This window comes from Winogradskyella rapida, assembly GCF_042675845.1.
Lineage (GTDB): Bacteria > Bacteroidota > Bacteroidia > Flavobacteriales > Flavobacteriaceae > Winogradskyella > Winogradskyella rapida.
This window is the reverse complement of the sequence record NZ_JBHTKM010000001.1, coordinates 208,581-225,438: the sequence shown is the minus strand read 5'-3', so window position 1 is coordinate 225,438 and position 16,858 is coordinate 208,581. Positions and strand designations below refer to the sequence as shown.

Sequence of the window (16,858 nt, the reverse complement as noted above, 5' to 3'; positions counted from 1 at the left end):
TTTAAGGTATAAATTTAAACTAATGCACCGTTGGCTCCAATGACCTGGCCAGAAATCCATTTGGATTCGTCACTTGCTAAGAATACAGCGACTCTTGCAATATCAATAGGTTTAGCCAAACGGTTAAAGGCATTCATACTGCTTAATTTATCGATGAATTCTTGAGATTTCCCTTTCATAAATAATTCGGTTTCGGTAGCGCCTGGAGCTAAACAATTCACAGAAATACCACGACCAATTTCTTTTGAAAACACACGCGTCATCTGTTCTACAGCCGCTTTAGAGGCCGAATACAAGGCATAAGTAGGAAACATTAATTTTACGGTACTCGATGAGATATTAATGATATTTCCGCCATCCTCTAACTTATGATAAGCTTCTTGTAACGTGTTGAAAATCCCTTTAACATTGATATCAAATTGCTTGGTGAAATCTTCTTCGCTATTTGCTTCTAAGGCCTTAGAAATCATAACGCCGGCATTATTAAATAAAACATCAACTTTCCCATAAGTGGCAATAGTCTGATTAAATAATTCGGTAACCGATGATTTATCGCTGACATCAGCTTTAATAGCGGTTGCTGTACCCCCTTGATTGCTAATTTCCTCTACAGTAGCCTGGGCCTCTTCGTCACTGTTAGAATGATTAACAATAACTTTAGCGCCATTTTGTGCTAATTGAATGGCAATTTCTCTGCCAATTCCTCTTGAAGATCCCGTTACAATAATAACTTTATTTTCTAATGTCATAATTTTTTATTTAAGAGCAATTAAACGTTCAGCAATAAGTTTTAAATCGGGCGCATTGAATTCTGGAGCAGGGGCAAGCGGATACAATTGTGCTCCTGGTCGACTAATAAACGCACCGCGCCAACCGGCCCAAAGTGCTCCGGCAATATCCCAACCGTGAGCAGCAACAAGAAGACACTCTTCTGATTTTAAGCCCATTTTTCTAGCAGCCCAATCATAAGCATCAGCGTGAGGTTTAAATTTACCCATGTCTTCAATACTAAGACGTTGGTCGAAATAATCTAATAATCCTGAATTTTTAAATTGCGTTTCTACACCAATATTTGACGAGTTGGTAAAAGAGACTAATGTATAACCTGCTTTTTTCAAGTCCGCTAAGGCTTGTTTAACTTCAGGATGTGCCGGTAGGGAACGAATAGGACCTAAGATAGATTCACGAGCTTCTTCTTCCGTAATACTAATGCCGTGGTTGGCAGCGACCATTTGCAAAGCTGCTGAGCCAATGATACCAAAATCATGATACTGACGTCCAGAAGTTTCTACTAAAGAATATTGTAGCATGGTTGTAAACCATAAAGGAAGTAAGTCGCTTCTGTTTCCTAAAACTTTACCGACACTTTCTTTCATGGCAGTTAGGTCTAAAAGGGTTTCATTAACATCAAAAAATAAGACTTTAGGGGCTTTAGCGATTTTCTTGGTTTCTTTTAAGACGTCTTGAGTGCCTTGAGATGAAAATCCAAGTTGAGGTAAAGCTGCTCCTGCTAAGCCTGCTAAGGCCGATTTCTTAATAAAATTTCTTCTGTTGTGGGTTGTACTCATTTTTGATGTGGTTATAAAACATACTAATAGGTATGTTTTTAGTTAAAAAAAATTAGGCTTTAAGTTGGGTTAAGTAAAGGTTTAACCCCGACATATAGTCGTTTAAAATTTGATCGTCATTATATAATTTTCGGATGCCTCTAACGCCTTCAAAGGCACTAATAAGATAGATGGCAACAGCTTTAGGCGCTATAGTGGTTAGGATACTCCCTTCTTGTTGTCCACGTTCTAAAAGATGAACAAGCGCGGCTTTCCATTCTTCAATAATACGCTTTAAGGCAATTTGATAAGCTTGCTCTTCATCGGCAATCTCGTTGATAAAGTTATTCATGGGACAACCATGGGCTTTATCGTAGATGGAGAAGGATTTTAACCGTCCAGAAAAAGTATTTTCTAATAGTTCTAAGGCATTTCCTTCTTCATACAAAGGTTTTATCATTCCCTCATATACCCGCTTTTGAATGTGGGTACTGATGACTTCAACACCAAGTTCTTTTTTACTTTTATAATGATGGTAAAACGCCCCTTTGGTTAATTTGGTGGCTTTCATAATTTTGTCTACACTAGTGGTTTTAAAACCATTTTCGTAGAACAATTTAAAAGACTCATTGAGAATTAACGCTTTGGTAAGTTCGGATTTTTGCCTTTGTTCCATAATCAAATATAAATAAAAAAATACCGACTAGTATGTTTTATTGGAATTTGTATAAATTTTAACAGCCTCTCGGAGGATTAAACTTTATCCTTTAAAAGGTCCAAGAGAACTTTGGTGCCTTCTGTAGCTGATTTTTGGATGAGGGTTACGGCTTTGTTGGGTACTGAAGCGGGCTTTGGGTCTATATAATAAATAGGCGTGTTTTTTGGCGTGTAATCTAATAATCCTGCGGCAGGATATACTTGCATACTTGTACCGATAATGACTAAAATATCGGCCGTTTGGCAGATTTCTATTGCCGCTTCTATTTTAGGGACGTCTTCACCGAACCATACAATATGCGGACGTAACTGGTAGCCTTGCTTACAGAGATCCCCTAAATGGAGATCCTGATCCCAAGGGGTAATCGCTTCAGGATTCCCTGTACTTCTTGCTTTTCGCAGTTCGCCATGAAGGTGCACAATAGCACTGCTTCCTGCACGCTCATGGAGGTCATCGACATTTTGTGTAACTATAGTGACGTTATAGGTTTTTTCTAAGGCCGCTAAATCTAAATGAGCTTGGTTAGGCAGCACCGTTTGGAGTTGGCGACGTCTTTGGTTATAAAAGTCTAATACCAGTTCAGGATTTTTTTTAAAGCCCTCTGGCGTAGCGACTTCCATAACATCATGGCCTTCCCACAAACCGTCGGCATCTCTAAAGGTTTTAATTCCGCTTTCCGCACTGATTCCAGCTCCGGTTAATACGACAATATGTTGTTTCATTTAAGGATTGACTTAAGATTTTTGTTTCCAGGTTTGGTAGGTTTCAGACGCTACAAATGCCCCTAAGGCGTTAGAGCCATCCGGCGCTTCTTCTTCAATAAATTCTAATAAGGCCACTTTATCATACTCTTGAGTGATTAAATCTTCAATGACAGTAATCATCTCCTCAAAGCGATCTTGGTAGTTAAGACTTATCATGTAACCAATATAACCTTCAAGCAAGTCGGGATAATTATCGGTCATATATTTATAGTGTGTTTCCGCGTTACTAAAATCATTTTCCATAGCGTATATGTTGCCTTTTATAAGGTAAAGGAAGTCGTCATCGGTTTCATAAATTAATTTGTCTACATTTTCTCGTGCCGCTTTAAAGTTTCCTTTTAGCAGGTTATAATCTATGAGTTTCAAATATAGGGTAGGGTCTTTGGGAAATAATTCAGCATATTCCGTGAGTAACACTTCATAAAGCTCATCATCATAAAGGCTCGCGTATTGTGCTTTCATGAGTAGTGTAAACTTTTCGGTACTCATAGGTGGCGTAATTGCCGATATTTTATCATACGCTCCTTTATAGTCGCCTTTTTCGGCTAATTTTCTAGAATTTAAAAAGAGAAACACATTTTTATAAGAGTCCATGTTTTCACGTGCTGATTTATCCGTTGAAGGCTGCGATAATACCAGCATACGTTGCATGGTAGAGGAGAGGGGTTCTCCGGTGAGGTAAACATAAATATCGTTGAATTTAAGTGTGGTCCCATCTGAGCAGACTTTATAATCGTGGTAATTGACACCGGCCTCTTCAGAATATAATCGGAATGTAAAATAATAGGCGCGTTGTATAATATCGTAACGATAATTAATAAGGTTATAATACGAACCTTCTTCAATCATGGTGACTAATTTTTCAGAAAGTTTATGACCGGTAGAAGCTATACCTTTAAGGTAGCTTTTCGTAAATGTTGTGGTTTTTTCAATGTCCTCATGGCTAGCTACAGTATTTAAAAAGGAAGGGATATCAAATTTTTCATCAAAAGCCGCTGCACTTAAGTCGTGGAATCCGTTTTCTACATACTCGGCAAGCTCAATAACTTTAAGGTCATTAGCTTCGTTTTCTTTAAGAAGTATGCAAGAGCAGGGCTGGTCTTTTTCGTCATTTTGGTCTTGTTCTTGCGAAAAGAGCATTTGCTGGCAGAATAGGGCGAAGAGTAAAAAAATAGTACTATTAATTTTCATAGTTTTGCTTTATAAGCATTAAATATAAGATTTTATGAATAACCTAGCGCTTCTTAATTATTTAGAAAGCTTTTTAACCGAGAGTAGAGTTGAACGTTTTAATACGGTGTTGCCTCAGCGGACTAAACATTTTACGGTAGCGACGGAAGATGTGTATCAGTTACATAACACCAGTGCGGTGATGCGATCTTGTGATGTGTTTGGTATTCAGGAGCTTCATATTATAGAGGAAGTGAACTCTAAAAGTATAGATAGAGAAATTGCAATGGGTGCCCAAAAGTGGGTGGATTTAAAACGGTATAATTCGGTAAAAACTTGTATTGAAACGCTAAAAGCTGAAGATTATCAAATTATTGCCACAACACCCCATGTAGAGGATTGCGATTTAATTGATTTTGATATTACAAAGAAGTCTTGTTTTTTCTTCGGAAGGGAAACGGAGGGCTTATCGCAACAAGTTATTGATGCGGCAGATGGGTTTTTAAAGATTCCTATGGTAGGGTTTACTGAAAGTTTGAATATTTCCGTTTCAGCAGCAATTATACTTCAACATGTAACAGCGCAACTGAGAAAATCGGATCTTCCTTGGCAATTAACAGCAGAAGAAATGGTGCAAAAACGATTTGACTGGATAGAGAAATCTCTAAAAGATTATGAGGCTATCGTTGCTCGATTTGAAGAAGAACAGAATAAAACGGAAGACCTATAAAAAACGCTTAATCTTTACTTGTTTTTCGCTCTTTACTACGCTTAATGACTTTATACTCTTCATAACATTCACTAATGGCATCTAAAATTTGAAGGTCATTAGCCGTGTTAATGAAGTCTTTAGAATAGTTACATTGGTTTACAATTTCATCTAAATCAAATTTAGAAACCTGAAGTAATACTAAAAGCATTTCCCGATCAAAACGTTTAGAAAGCTGACTTCTAATCTCGTCATCTTCTTTCATTTTTTTCAGTTTGTGCATTTCGTTAGGTTTACGCCCAAACATATTATATAAGAAATCGGCCGGATTAAAAATAGCACCTAACACTTTAGTGGCAATGTTTGGTTTTCCGGCTTCATAACCTTGTCCTGGTAGGCCCGAAATACGGTAACGGTTGTTAGATGTAATTGGAACTTGGTTCATATCAACCTCTAAATATCCCGTTAATTCTAATTGTTTTACGGTTACTTCTTCTAAGGCTAAGGCCAATTCGGTCATTTCAATTTTGGTATTGCCAAATTTTAACCAATCATTTGTAACTCTAACTTTAATAGATTTATATCCAAGGTAGGAGAGGTGTAGCGTGTCATTAACTTTTGCTCTAATTTCAAAAATACCATCGTCATTAGTTGCAGTTCCGACCACTTGATTAATATTAACAATATTAGCTTCACTCAGCGGTAAGCTTGTAGAGGCACTAACTAAAGTTCCTTTAACTTTTGTAGGCGTTTGGGTGGCTGTGCTATCTTGGCTATAGCTGTTAGCCGTAATGAAGCTAACCAATAAAATGAATAAATATCGCATGCAAGTGTGTTACGTGGTAAAGGTAACAAAGAAATCGGATTTAACATATTGGAGGTTTAGATTTGACTAAATATTAACTTTTTTAATAAAAATCTTAAAAAAAGGCATAAAAAAAATCCAAAACTTAAAATCTGGTCTTAAGTTTTGGATTGTTATATAAGTTTAAAACTTTAAAAAGTCTTAGTCTCTACGTCTAGAACGTCTTGGTCTATCTGAACCTGAAGCACTAGAAGATTCAGCAGAACGTCTGTCATCTCTACTGTTAGAGCGTCTGTCACTTCTGTCACTTCGTTTTCCGTAGCTTCCGCCTTCAGAACGTCTTCCACCACTAGAGCGTCTATCACCTCTTGGTTTATCATCGCGTCTACGACCTCCGCCACCAGAGCGTCTTTCGTTTCTTCTTCCACCATTTCTACCACCACGGCTACGTCCTTTATCTTCGCTAACTTCTACGTTAACGTAACGTCCATCATGTTTAAAATCGGTAAAGAATGCCAATACTTTTTCTTGTAATCCTTTTTCAGTATTAAAGAAAGAGAAACTTTCCTTAACGTCTACTTTAAAGACATCATCACGACCAAGTTCTAATTGCTCTTTTAAGAAATCTTTCAACTTCATCCAGTCAAAACCATCTTTACTTCCTACGTTAATAAAGTAACGTGCGTCATTAGATTGCTTGCTGTAATCGCGTCCTTCTCTATCGCTACCTCTAGAATCTACAACACCTAAGTCTTTAGATTTTTGGTAGTAATTAAAGAAACGATTAAACTCTACTGAAAAGAATTTCTTAATTAATTCATCTTTCTCTGTATCTGCAAATAATTCGTTGATACTTTCTAGATGCTTATCAATTTCATGATTCGTTTCTGTTGTATGAATTTTATTCGCTAAAGACATTAATTGTACTTCTACGATATCACTTCCTGAAGGAATTTCTTTTTTGTCGAAACTTTTCTTAATGATACGTTCAATACTCTTAATCTTTCTTACTTCACTTTTAGAAACGATCACCATAGAAACTCCTGTTTTCCCTGCACGTCCGGTTCTACCAGAACGGTGGGTGTAAGTTTCAATTTCATCAGGAAGTTGATAGTTAATAACGTGTGTAATATCATCGACATCAATACCACGAGCGGCTACATCTGTAGCAACTAACATTTGGATTTGATTATTTCTGAACGATTTCATGACTAAATCACGTTGATTCTGACTTAAATCACCGTGTAATGCTCCTGCAGAATAGCCGTCTTCAATTAAGTTTTCAGCAACCTTTTGAGTATCGCGTTTGGTACGACAGAAAATCACAGAGAAAATATCTGGATTCGCATCAGCCAAACGTTTTAAAGCTTGGTAACGATCTCTAGCATTTACTAAGTAATACTCGTGTGTTACGTTGCTTGTACTTTCGTTTTTGTTCCCTACAGTAATTTCTGTTGGGTCGTACATAAATTTCTTTGCAATAGTTGCCACTTCTTTAGGCATTGTTGCAGAGAATAACCAAGTACTTTTATCATCTGGTGTATGAGAAAGGATGTCAGTAATATCTTCCTTAAACCCCATGTTTAACATTTCATCCGCTTCATCTAATACGCTGTATTGGATTTTAGAGATGTCAACCATATTACGGCTAATCATATCTTTCATACGGCCTGGAGTCGCCACAATAATTTGTGCGCCACGTTTTACAGCTCTTGCTTGGTCAGAGATACTAGATCCACCATAAATAGCAACAACATTTAAACCTTTACAGTGTTTACCGTAAGCTTTAAGTTCGTTGGTAATTTGTAAACAAAGTTCACGAGTTGGAGATAAGATAAGACCTTGCGTGGTTCTGCTAGCGATATCAATTTTTTGTAACATTGGGAAACCGAAGGCTGCTGTTTTACCAGTTCCGGTTTGTGCTAAAGCGACTAAATCTTTGTCGTCGCCTTCTAATAAAAGTGGGATTGCTTTTTGTTGTACTTCACTAGGTTTTACAAATCCTAAATCTGTAATACCTTTAAGAAGGTCTTCATTAAGACCTAATTCTTGGAATGTGCTCATTCTTGAGTTTTATGTATTCGATTATGTTCTTTTGGTGTTACAAGAGAAGCGAATCGACATACTAAACACTTAAACTTCTAGGTAACACATCCTCACCCTGAGGAATTTAAAAAACTCATATCCTGAGTTTTTTGCAAGGTGCAAAGGTACAACAAATAATTGAATTACCTATTTGTTGTACCTTTCGATGTGTTTTATTTATCTTAAGTTGTTGTAAATATGAGTTTTAGGTGTTGTTTAGAGGTGGTTGTCTGCCGAAGATTTAAGACGATCGGCTCAAGCATTTTACTGCGGCAAAGCGAGTAAAAAGTCAATTAATTGTCGCACTGCTTTACCACGATGGCCTATACTGTTTTTTTCTTCAAGAGAAATTTCGGCGAAGGTTTTTTCATAACCCTCGGCTTTAAAAACGGGATCGTAACCAAATCCGCCAGCACCTTGTTTTTCTTTACTAATTTCACCTTTGCATATTCCGGTAAAAGTGTGGAGCGCTCCGTTAAGGTGTAAGGCTACAACGGTTTTAAATTGCGCTGTTCTATCGCTTTTATCTTCTAAGGCGTTGAGTAATTTATTGGTATTGTCTTCGGCGTTGCGTTGCGGACCTGCATAACGTGCCGAGTAAACCCCTGGTGCACCATCGAGAGCATTAACTTCTAAACCGGTATCGTCGGCAAAGCAATCGTAACCGTAATGCGCCTTTAAATATTCTGCCTTTTGTACGGCGTTGCCTTCAATAGTCGCTTGGGTTTCAGGAATGTCTTCCGTGCAAGAGATATCACTTAAACTCAATAGTTTAATGTGTGGCGGAAGCATGGACTGTACTTCTTTAAGTTTATTTAAATTATTTGTGGCGAAAACAAGTTCCATAAAATGTCTTTAATTAATGTATTTTAGCTGTTGTAAAAATAGGAATCTAATTTTGTACCCTTTGCTATATCAACATTTTTTTAATTTAATTAATTTTTTTAAACGATTTATACTTTTCCTTTTTTGTGGTCTAGGGCTTGGGGTAAATGCACAAGATTTTAACGATTTAGATTCGTTGTTTGTAGACCGAGATCTCGATAATTACTCCATCCGGATATTTACCAATTTTAAAGTCAATAAATTTAGTATCAAAGATGATGATGATAAGGCGAAGTTTGTGCCGAATAATCGTTATGGTTTAGGACTTGGTTTTGCCAACCGGAAAATTATAGTAGATGTAGCCGTTAATATTAAAAACCCCAATAAGAATAAAACGAGCCGATTTGATTTGCAGGGGAGCACCATAATAAAAGATCAAAATTATGTAAAACTCTATACTCAGGTTTATAAAGGGTTTAATGCGAAAAATAATTTTGATGAACCTACTGAATTTAGGGACGACATCCGCTCTGTGAGTATAGGTCTTAATTTTTTACACACCTTTACACCGATTGAGTTTTCATATTCGCTTTTAAAAGCCGGACTACCCGAAAAAAATGACCGAACTATTTTTGTTACTGGAGGAGTAGGGGTATTCGCTGGCTTTGATTATTTTTCTTCAGATTCTAGCGTGCTTTCAGAAACTGCTCAGTTGTATTTTAATGAAGAAGGCAATATTAAACGGTATCAGAGTATTTCATTAGGGGCTATGGGTGGTGTAATGTCTTACTTTAAATTGCCTTATGGGATTACCGCCACCCTTAATTTTATGCCAGGTATTGGTTTTGCTGCCAAGAAAGTGACCATCACAGACGATCAGTATTACCCGTCTAACCCTATGTTGTACAAGCTAGATTTTCTACTAGGACTGAACTATAATTTCGATCGGTTTTATGTGAGCTTAACCTATAATAACGATCTTAATAGCACCCAACTTGGTCATGGCAATAGTTATTTATTAAATCTTACCAAAGCCAAATTAGCGTTGGGCTATAAATTGGGGCGTGCTAAAAAACAATAAGCGCATCTATACCGTCAAAAGCTATAGCAAATCCTTATGACTTCCATATAAAACAGTTTAAGAAAAACAAGGGTTTTATTCTTCCGAAGTCGGGAACTGTTCATTACGGTTGTTAGGGCTTGTGTTATGCTGAGATATTCAAACTTTGGTCTTAATATATGATATATATCAGCAGTGGATTTTCTTAATAGTCGTATCTTAGACAAAAGAAGTATTCACTAAAACACTATAAATTATGACTGTAAATTTTCAATATGTAAACATAGATACCAGTGCGACCCTTTCTAAATTAACGGAAGAGAAATTAGAAAAATTAGCCTATAAGTTTGAGTTTTTAATCTCAGCTCAAGTTTATTTTAAACAGGATGAGAAGGACCATGAAGCCGGAAAAATTTGTAATATCGAATTAAGTTTGCCAGGGCCTAGAATTTTTGCAAAGTCGAATAAGAAAAATTATGAAATGGCCATGCTAGAGACTATTGACGATTTAACCAAACAATTAAAAAAGCGTAAAGAAGTTTATAAAACGCATTAATAAATAATATTGGCCTTAGTTTAAGTTGTTGTATTTTGATGTAAAGGAAGAATTATTACTTTTCATGACATTCCTTTAGGAGACTACAAAAGCTTAAACTGAGGCTATTTTATGTGCAAACCTGAGTGGTGCTTTTATCTGTGATGGTAAGGTTCGTTTCTAAGAATGGTAAAGCCTCTATAGAGTTGTTCAATAAAGAACAAGCGGACCATTTGGTGCGAAAAAGTCATTTTAGATAAGCCTAATTTTCCGTTTGCTCTATTGTAAACCGCTTCAGAAAATCCGTAAGGCCCACCAATCACAAAACTTAGGGTTTTAATCCCTGAATTCATGTGCTTTTGTAAATAGTTAGAGAAGCCTACCGAATCGTGCTGTTTTCCGTTTTCATCTAAAAGAATTAAAACGTCAGAGGTTTGGGTTTTGGCTAAAATAAGGTCGCCTTCTTTTTCCTTTTGTTGTGCTTCAGATAAATTTTTAACCTTTTTTAAATCGGGAATTACTTCAAATTGAAACTTGATATAAAACCCTAAACGCTTAGAGTAGTCCGCAATTAAAGCTTGCAAATTCTTATTATCGGTTTTACCTATGGCAATGAGTTTTATGGTCATATCTGTTGTATTACTTGTGTGATTCTGAAGGATGGCTTCAAAGTCTTTGGAAATGGCTTATTCAGAATGCAAATTTATTGGAATTCCTTACAAATTCCACCCAACTGAAGGGAGATTTATACAGATTTTCAAAATTCAATTCCTATTTTTACAGCAAATATGTACATCTATGATTTCAAAAGCACAATTCGATAACGAAATAGCCTTAATAATTGCCAATGCCATCCGTGAGGATGTTGGAGATGGCGACCATAGTTCTTTGGCCTGTATTCCGGCTGATGCCCAAGGAAAGGCAAAATTATTGGTTAAAGATGAAGGAATTATAGCAGGGGTCGCCTTTGCGAAACAAGTTTTTGCCTATGTTGATCCTCAAATGAAAGTGGAAACCCTTATTGAAGATGGCGCTAAGGTGAAGCATGGTGATATTGTTTTTTATGTAGAAGGCGCATCGCAATCCATATTAAAAGCCGAACGTTTAGTGCTAAATGCCATGCAACGTATGAGTGCTATTGCCACTAAAACCAAACAATTTGTAGATTTATTAGAAGGCACAAAAACTAAAATTTTAGATACAAGAAAAACCACGCCAGGTATTAGAGCTTTAGAGAAGTGGGCTGTAAAAATTGGTGGTGGGGAAAATCATCGATTCGCCTTATATGATATGATTATGTTAAAAGATAACCATATTGATTTTGCGGGTGGCGTGTCTAAGGCTATTGCTTTAACTAAAGACTATTTAAAGCGTACGGATAGAGATTTAAAAATAATTGTGGAAGCTAGAAACCTTGAAGAAATTGAGGCTATTTTAGAAGAAGGTGGCGTGTATAGAATTCTTATTGATAATTTTAATTATGAAGATACACGTAAAGCGGTAAAACTTATCGGAACGCAATGTTTAACAGAATCTTCGGGAGGAATTAATGAAAATACATTGCGAAAATATGCCGAGTGTGGTGTAGATTTTATCTCTTCAGGAGCTTTAACACACTCTGTTTATAATATGGACCTGAGTTTAAAGGCAGTATAAACTTTAGCCCGAAAGCCAAATATAGTCCAAGATGAAAATAATGCCGTAAGTCAAAAATTAGAGTAACACGATGACTAAACCTATTGAAGATAAATTAGATCAAATTCCGGTGGTTAAAGTGGTTGTGCGCTTTTTTAAGCAAATTAAATTACCAGGATTTGAAGGATTGTCCGTCTACGACTTGTTAGAACTTTATATCATGGGGATTGTTAATGGCGCTTTGACCACAAGGGCTAGTGCGATTGCTTTTAGTTTTTTTACAGCCATTTTCCCGTTTTTATTATTTGTAATTATCCTTATTCCGCATATTCCTATAGAAAATTTTGATCTGGCATTTTCTAATTTTCTAGAGTCTTTTCTGCCGCCTCAAACTTCAGAATTTTTCTTCGATAGTATCTTTAAAGATATCAGTCAGAGTACCAGTGGTGGATTAATTTCATCGGTGTTTTTACTTTCCGTGTTTTTAATGGCTAATGGCGTTAATGCGGTGTTTTCAGGTTTTGAAACGTCTTACCATAAGCAACTCTATCGTAACATCTTTAAACAATATGGTGTAGCGCTGAGTGTCGCCCTAATTTTAGCATTCTTAACCTTGTTAACGGTGGCGGTATTTGGTTATTTTCAAATCTATGTAATCATGCCGTTGTACACGAGTTTTACGGGCGACTTGCAATTTACTGAGGCCGATTCTGTTTCTGGATGGATCCATTTTGTAAAGTACCTCTTCTTTGTTCTTATGATCTATATTGCCACCGCTACCTTGTATTATTTTGGGACGAGAGAAGGACGGAAATCTAAGTTTTTTTCCGTTGGGGCTTTGCTAACAACCTTGTTAATCATTTTAACCTCGTATCTGTTTGGTGTTTACATTGAAAATTTCTCCAAATACAATGAAATCTATGGCTCTATTGGGGCATTATTGATTTTATTATTGTACTTATGGCTCAACTCTAATATTTTGTTGTTAGGCTATGAACTTAATGCATCACTTCAGTTTTTAAGAAAATACCCTAAGGCGCGTAAGGAGATCAAAGAACATCTTTAATATTCTGAAGGTTTTGTAGTGTTTAGCTTTTGAAAATCAACTCTGTTATGTTGTTTTATGAAGAATGAAGTAGGCCTATTTTAAAGCGAATAAAGCTGAATTTTGAAGGGGGAGATACGACCAGTCCAATGCCTTTGATGCGTATTAATTATGGTTTTATGATTAAACCTCTTACATTTGAATACATAACTTTATAAAACAACAATTATGATAAAGAACACGTTAATCCTCTCTATTTTATTACTACTATCACTAAATCTTTCGGCGCAAGACATTCTCGGAAAATGGAAAACCATTGATGATAATACCGGGGAAGCCAAATCTCTTGTGGAAATTTATGAAAAGAATGGTGAGGTATACGGAAAGATTGTTTCCGTTTTTAATCCTGCAAAAAAATCCGCAAAATGTAATGATTGTGAAGGGAAGCAGAAGGATCAGCCTTTAGAAGGTTTGGTCTTTATTGAAGGACTAACAAAAAATGACGATGTCTATGATGGGGGTACTATTTTAAATCCTGAAGACGGTAAAGTTTTTAGATGTCGCTTAAAATTAGAAGACGACAAAGATACGTTACAAGTACGTGGTTATTTGGCCTTTTTCTATAGAACTCAATACTGGAAACGCGTTAAATAATGCTACATTTTATAGATGTCATCTTACCCATTCCGCTACAAAAAGCGTTTACTTACCATATAACTGAAGCTGAAGCCGAATTTCTGTCCGTAGGAATGCGGGTGGCCGTACCCTTTGGGAAAAGTAAAATTTATACGGCTTTGGTATATAGTATACACCAAAATCCACCTTTAGCCTATGATGCTAAAACCATTCATCAAATTATTGATGATACGCCTGTAATTGTGACATCGCAATTAAAGCATTGGGAGTGGATTGCGAACTATTATATGTGTAGTTTAGGCGAGGTTATGCGCGCAGCCATGCCTAACGCCTTTATGCTAGAAAGTGAGACGATGATTTCTAAGAATGAAAAAACTGAAATCCTTGATTCTGAATTAAAAGACGAAGAATATTTAATTTATGAGGCATTAAGTAGGCAGTCTTCCTTAAAGATACAAGATGTCGTTTCTATCCTGGATAAAAAACGAGTTTTACCAATAATTAACGGTTTGGTTAAGAAGGGTGTTGTTAATCTGCATGAGGAAATGTATGAAAAATATACGCCTAAATTGGTGCGTTATGTTAAGCTTCATTACAATCATAAGAGTTCAGAAAAACTTCAAGAATTACTAGAGGTATTAAGCAGAGCTCCTAAGCAACGCGAGGTGGTATTAACCTTGTTTACTATGGAAGCTGCGCTTAAAAAACCGATAAAAGTGGCCGAGCTTGCAGAAAAAAGTGGGGCTTCAACAAGTATTATAAAAGCCTTAATTGATAAGTCTATTTTAGAAGAATATCATCTACAAATGGATCGTGTTCAATTTGAAGGCGAAGGGGACGCTTCAGCAAAACGATTAAGCGAGGTTCAGCAATTGGCCTATGATGAAGTCGAAGCTGTTTTTCAGGAAAAACCTGTAGCCTTATTGCATGGAGTAACCTCTTCTGGGAAAACCGAAATCTATGTGCAACTCATTCAGAAGCAATTAGATTTAGGAAAACAAGTATTGTATTTATTACCCGAAATTGCACTGACAACACAATTGGTGAATCGCCTTCAGGATTATTTCGGAGAAAAAGTGGCAGTTTTTCACTCACGCTACTCCGGAAATGAAAGGGTAGAAGTGTGGCAAAATATGCTAGCAAATTCAGAAAAGGCACAAGTTGTTATTGGAGCCCGTTCTTCGTTGTTATTGCCATTTCGAAACTTAGGGTTGATTATTGTAGATGAAGAGCATGAGCAGTCTTATAAACAGTTTGATCCGGCGCCAAGATATCATGCCCGAGATGCGGCTATAGTATTGGCTAACATTTTTAAAGCAAAAACGCTTCTAGGTTCAGCAACACCAAGTTTAGAAAGTTATTTTAACGCACGACAAGGGAAATATGGCTTGGTGGAATTAAAAACACGTTTCAATAATGTGTTAATGCCAGATATTGAATTGGTAGATTTGGCCGATAAATATAAGCGGAAACGGATGAAAGGTCATTTTAGTGACCGCCTTATTGAAGAAATGACGGAAACCTTAGAAGAAGGCTTTCAGATTATACTTTTTCAAAACAGAAGAGGATTTTCGCCTATAATAGAATGTACCACTTGCGGTACCTCGCCACAATGTCCAAATTGCGATGTGAGTTTAACCTACCACCAATATCGCGATCAATTGCGTTGCCATTACTGTGGGTATAACTCGGCAATGCTTCAAACTTGTCAGGCGTGTGGTAACGCGACCTTAGACACTAAAGGCTTTGGTACAGAACAAATAGAAGCTGAGGTTAAGACTTTATTTCCAGACAAAAAAGTTGCCCGTATGGATTTAGATACCACGCGTGGTAAATACGGATTTGAAAAAATTATCACCGGTTTTGAACAACGTGAGGTCGATATTTTGGTAGGAACGCAAATGCTTACTAAGGGACTTGATTTTAGGTATGTTAAATTAGTGGGGATTATGAACGCTGATAATTTGCTTAATTTTCCAGATTTTAGAGCACATGAGCGGAGTTATCAATTAATGGCGCAAGTTTCTGGTAGAGCAGGCCGAACAGATTTAAGAGGTAAGGTGCTTATACAAACTTATAATCCGCATCATAATATTCTACAGCAGGTTTCTACCAATGCTTATGAAGCGATGTTTACCGAACAAATGAATGAGCGCCATAATTTTAAATATCCACCTATTTATAGGTTAATTAAAATTACGTTTAAACACAAGGACTATAATCGTGTTAATTTAGCGGCAGATTGGTACGCGACCTCTTTAAAGCAGTTATTTAAGACCAATGTTTTAGGTCCGGAATTTCCACCTGTATCTCGCATTCGGAATTTATACCATAAAAATATTATCATTAAGATTCCACCACAGCAGTCTTTAGCAAGAACCAAAGAAGCGATTATAAAAATTGATAATAGTTTTAATGCTGTTAAGGATTTTAGGTCGGTTCGTGTGGTTATTAATGTTGATAATTATTAAAATTAAGTATTCTACAAAAAAAAATCCTAAGCCAAAGCTTAGGATTTTTTTATATGAGGTAATGTATATTACTTTAAAGGGTAATGTAATTGGGGCTTACATATTATTTAAAGCGTCTACGAGTTGCGTCTTTTTATTTCTACTTAATGGAATTTCATAAGCGCCAACTTCAACATTCTTACTATTAAAACGGTCAATTTTGTCGAGGTTAACAATATAAGATTTGTGAATTCTTAAAAACTTACCTTCAGGTAATTCACTTTCAAAAGCTTTCATAGTTGATAAAACCACTAAGCTATTTTCTTCGGTAACCACCTTAACGTAATCACCAAGGGCTTCAATCCACTTAATGTCTTTAATATAGACTTTACGTTTTTTAAGGTTACTTTTTACAAAAATGTGTTCGCCTTCAGTTTCATTAAAATCTAATTTTAATTTATGCTGTTCAATAGCTTTCTCAACAGCAGTATTAAAACGTTCTTTAGTAATAGGTTTCTGAAGGTAATCGGTAGCATCGTAGTTAAATGCTTTAAAAGCATATTCGGTTTTACCGGTAACAAAAATAATTTGAGGTTTATTGTTGAGTACATCGAGCAGCTCAAAACCGTTTAATACCGGCATCTCTATATCTAAGAAGATAAGATCTACTTTATGGGTATTAAGACCGTTTTTTGTTTCTAACGCACTGCTATATTCTGCAATAAGGTTAAGTGAGGAATGGTTCTCAATTAACTTTACTATAGAAAGACGCTGAATCGCAGAATCATCAACAACTACACAGTTTAAAGTCATAACATTATTAATTTTAGGTTAAGATATCGACAATAGTACGATAAATTCGGTTAAAAAACAA

The 16,858-nt window shown here is 36.2% G+C and carries 17 protein-coding genes; 7 read left to right on the top strand and 10 right to left on the bottom strand.

Going from position 1 to position 16,858, the window contains the following annotated elements; translation table 11 throughout:
* Positions 1 to 14: 14 nt before the first annotated feature.
* From ACFQ13_RS01025 to ACFQ13_RS01005, 5 genes are all read right to left on the bottom strand, one after another.
* A complete protein-coding gene (locus ACFQ13_RS01025; RefSeq protein WP_386113234.1) occupies positions 15 to 749 on the bottom strand; it encodes an SDR family oxidoreductase in 735 nt (244 codons plus the stop codon).
* 6 nt (positions 750 to 755) lie between these two features.
* Positions 756 to 1,568 carry a haloacid dehalogenase type II gene (locus tag ACFQ13_RS01020; RefSeq protein WP_386113233.1) on the bottom strand — a complete coding sequence of 271 codons (813 nt, stop codon included), beginning with the start codon at positions 1,566 to 1,568 and terminating at the stop codon, positions 756 to 758.
* A gap of 52 nt (positions 1,569 to 1,620) precedes the next feature.
* On the bottom strand, positions 1,621 to 2,223 hold the full coding sequence (locus ACFQ13_RS01015; protein WP_386113232.1) for a TetR/AcrR family transcriptional regulator: 603 nt from the start codon (positions 2,221 to 2,223) through the stop codon (positions 1,621 to 1,623).
* A 77-nt stretch (positions 2,224 to 2,300) separates the two neighbouring features.
* Entirely contained in the window at positions 2,301 to 2,987 is a 687-nt protein-coding gene (locus ACFQ13_RS01010; RefSeq protein WP_386113231.1) for an SIR2 family NAD-dependent protein deacylase, read from the bottom strand.
* 12 nt (positions 2,988 to 2,999) lie between these two features.
* Positions 3,000 to 4,220 (bottom strand): tetratricopeptide repeat protein, encoded by a 1,221-nt coding sequence (locus tag ACFQ13_RS01005; RefSeq protein ID WP_386113230.1) that lies wholly within the window; start codon positions 4,218 to 4,220, stop codon positions 3,000 to 3,002.
* A 34-nt stretch (positions 4,221 to 4,254) separates the two neighbouring features.
* Between ACFQ13_RS01005 and ACFQ13_RS01000 the strand changes: the two genes are divergently transcribed.
* On the top strand, positions 4,255 to 4,929 hold the full coding sequence (locus ACFQ13_RS01000) for a TrmH family RNA methyltransferase (RefSeq protein WP_386113229.1): 675 nt from the start codon (positions 4,255 to 4,257) through the stop codon (positions 4,927 to 4,929).
* Between the two features lie 7 nt (positions 4,930 to 4,936).
* Here the strand turns inward: ACFQ13_RS01000 and ACFQ13_RS00995 are convergent, their stop codons facing one another.
* The 3 genes from ACFQ13_RS00995 to ACFQ13_RS00985 form a co-directional block, all read right to left on the bottom strand.
* Positions 4,937 to 5,734, bottom strand: a complete 798-nt coding sequence (locus ACFQ13_RS00995) for a carboxypeptidase-like regulatory domain-containing protein (protein WP_386113228.1) — start codon at positions 5,732 to 5,734, stop codon at positions 4,937 to 4,939.
* 180 nt (positions 5,735 to 5,914) lie between these two features.
* A complete protein-coding gene (locus ACFQ13_RS00990) occupies positions 5,915 to 7,777 on the bottom strand; it encodes a DEAD/DEAH box helicase (protein WP_386113227.1) in 1,863 nt (620 codons plus the stop codon).
* 285 nt (positions 7,778 to 8,062) lie between these two features.
* Positions 8,063 to 8,644, bottom strand: coding sequence for a non-canonical purine NTP diphosphatase (locus ACFQ13_RS00985; protein ID WP_386113226.1), 582 nt, complete (start codon positions 8,642 to 8,644; stop codon positions 8,063 to 8,065).
* 61 nt (positions 8,645 to 8,705) lie between these two features.
* On the opposite strand from ACFQ13_RS00985, the gene ACFQ13_RS00980 reads away from it, so the two are divergent.
* Positions 8,706 to 9,704 carry a DUF4421 family protein gene (locus tag ACFQ13_RS00980; RefSeq protein WP_386113225.1) on the top strand — a complete coding sequence of 333 codons (999 nt, stop codon included), beginning with the start codon at positions 8,706 to 8,708 and terminating at the stop codon, positions 9,702 to 9,704.
* A 235-nt stretch (positions 9,705 to 9,939) separates the two neighbouring features.
* Positions 9,940 to 10,239 (top strand): HPF/RaiA family ribosome-associated protein, encoded by a 300-nt coding sequence (locus ACFQ13_RS00975; RefSeq protein ID WP_386113224.1) that lies wholly within the window; start codon positions 9,940 to 9,942, stop codon positions 10,237 to 10,239.
* A 134-nt stretch (positions 10,240 to 10,373) separates the two neighbouring features.
* Here ACFQ13_RS00975 and rlmH read toward each other — a convergent pair whose 3' ends face one another.
* On the bottom strand, positions 10,374 to 10,847 hold the full coding sequence (gene rlmH, locus ACFQ13_RS00970) for a 23S rRNA (pseudouridine(1915)-N(3))-methyltransferase RlmH (RefSeq protein ID WP_386113223.1): 474 nt from the start codon (positions 10,845 to 10,847) through the stop codon (positions 10,374 to 10,376).
* Between the two features lie 169 nt (positions 10,848 to 11,016).
* Here rlmH and nadC point away from each other — a divergent pair, with 169 nt between their 5' ends.
* The 4 genes from nadC to priA all read left to right on the top strand — a co-directional run bounded on the left by nadC (position 11,017) and on the right by priA (position 16,005).
* Complete coding sequence (gene nadC / locus ACFQ13_RS00965) at positions 11,017 to 11,874, top strand: carboxylating nicotinate-nucleotide diphosphorylase (RefSeq protein ID WP_386113222.1); 858 nt, start codon at positions 11,017 to 11,019, stop codon at positions 11,872 to 11,874.
* 70 nt (positions 11,875 to 11,944) lie between these two features.
* On the top strand, positions 11,945 to 12,919 hold the full coding sequence (locus ACFQ13_RS00960; protein ID WP_386113221.1) for a YihY/virulence factor BrkB family protein: 975 nt from the start codon (positions 11,945 to 11,947) through the stop codon (positions 12,917 to 12,919).
* Between the two features lie 207 nt (positions 12,920 to 13,126).
* On the top strand, positions 13,127 to 13,552 hold the full coding sequence (locus ACFQ13_RS00955) for a DUF2147 domain-containing protein (RefSeq protein WP_114309880.1): 426 nt from the start codon (positions 13,127 to 13,129) through the stop codon (positions 13,550 to 13,552).
* Positions 13,552 to 16,005, top strand: coding sequence for a replication restart helicase PriA (gene priA / locus ACFQ13_RS00950; RefSeq protein WP_386113220.1), 2,454 nt, complete (start codon positions 13,552 to 13,554; stop codon positions 16,003 to 16,005). The genes ACFQ13_RS00955 and priA overlap by 1 nt, the downstream gene beginning before the upstream one ends.
* Positions 16,006 to 16,101: 96 nt before the next feature.
* Here priA and ACFQ13_RS00945 read toward each other — a convergent pair whose 3' ends face one another.
* Positions 16,102 to 16,797 (bottom strand): LytR/AlgR family response regulator transcription factor, encoded by a 696-nt coding sequence (locus ACFQ13_RS00945; protein WP_114309877.1) that lies wholly within the window; start codon positions 16,795 to 16,797, stop codon positions 16,102 to 16,104.
* Positions 16,798 to 16,858: the final 61 nt, after the last annotated feature.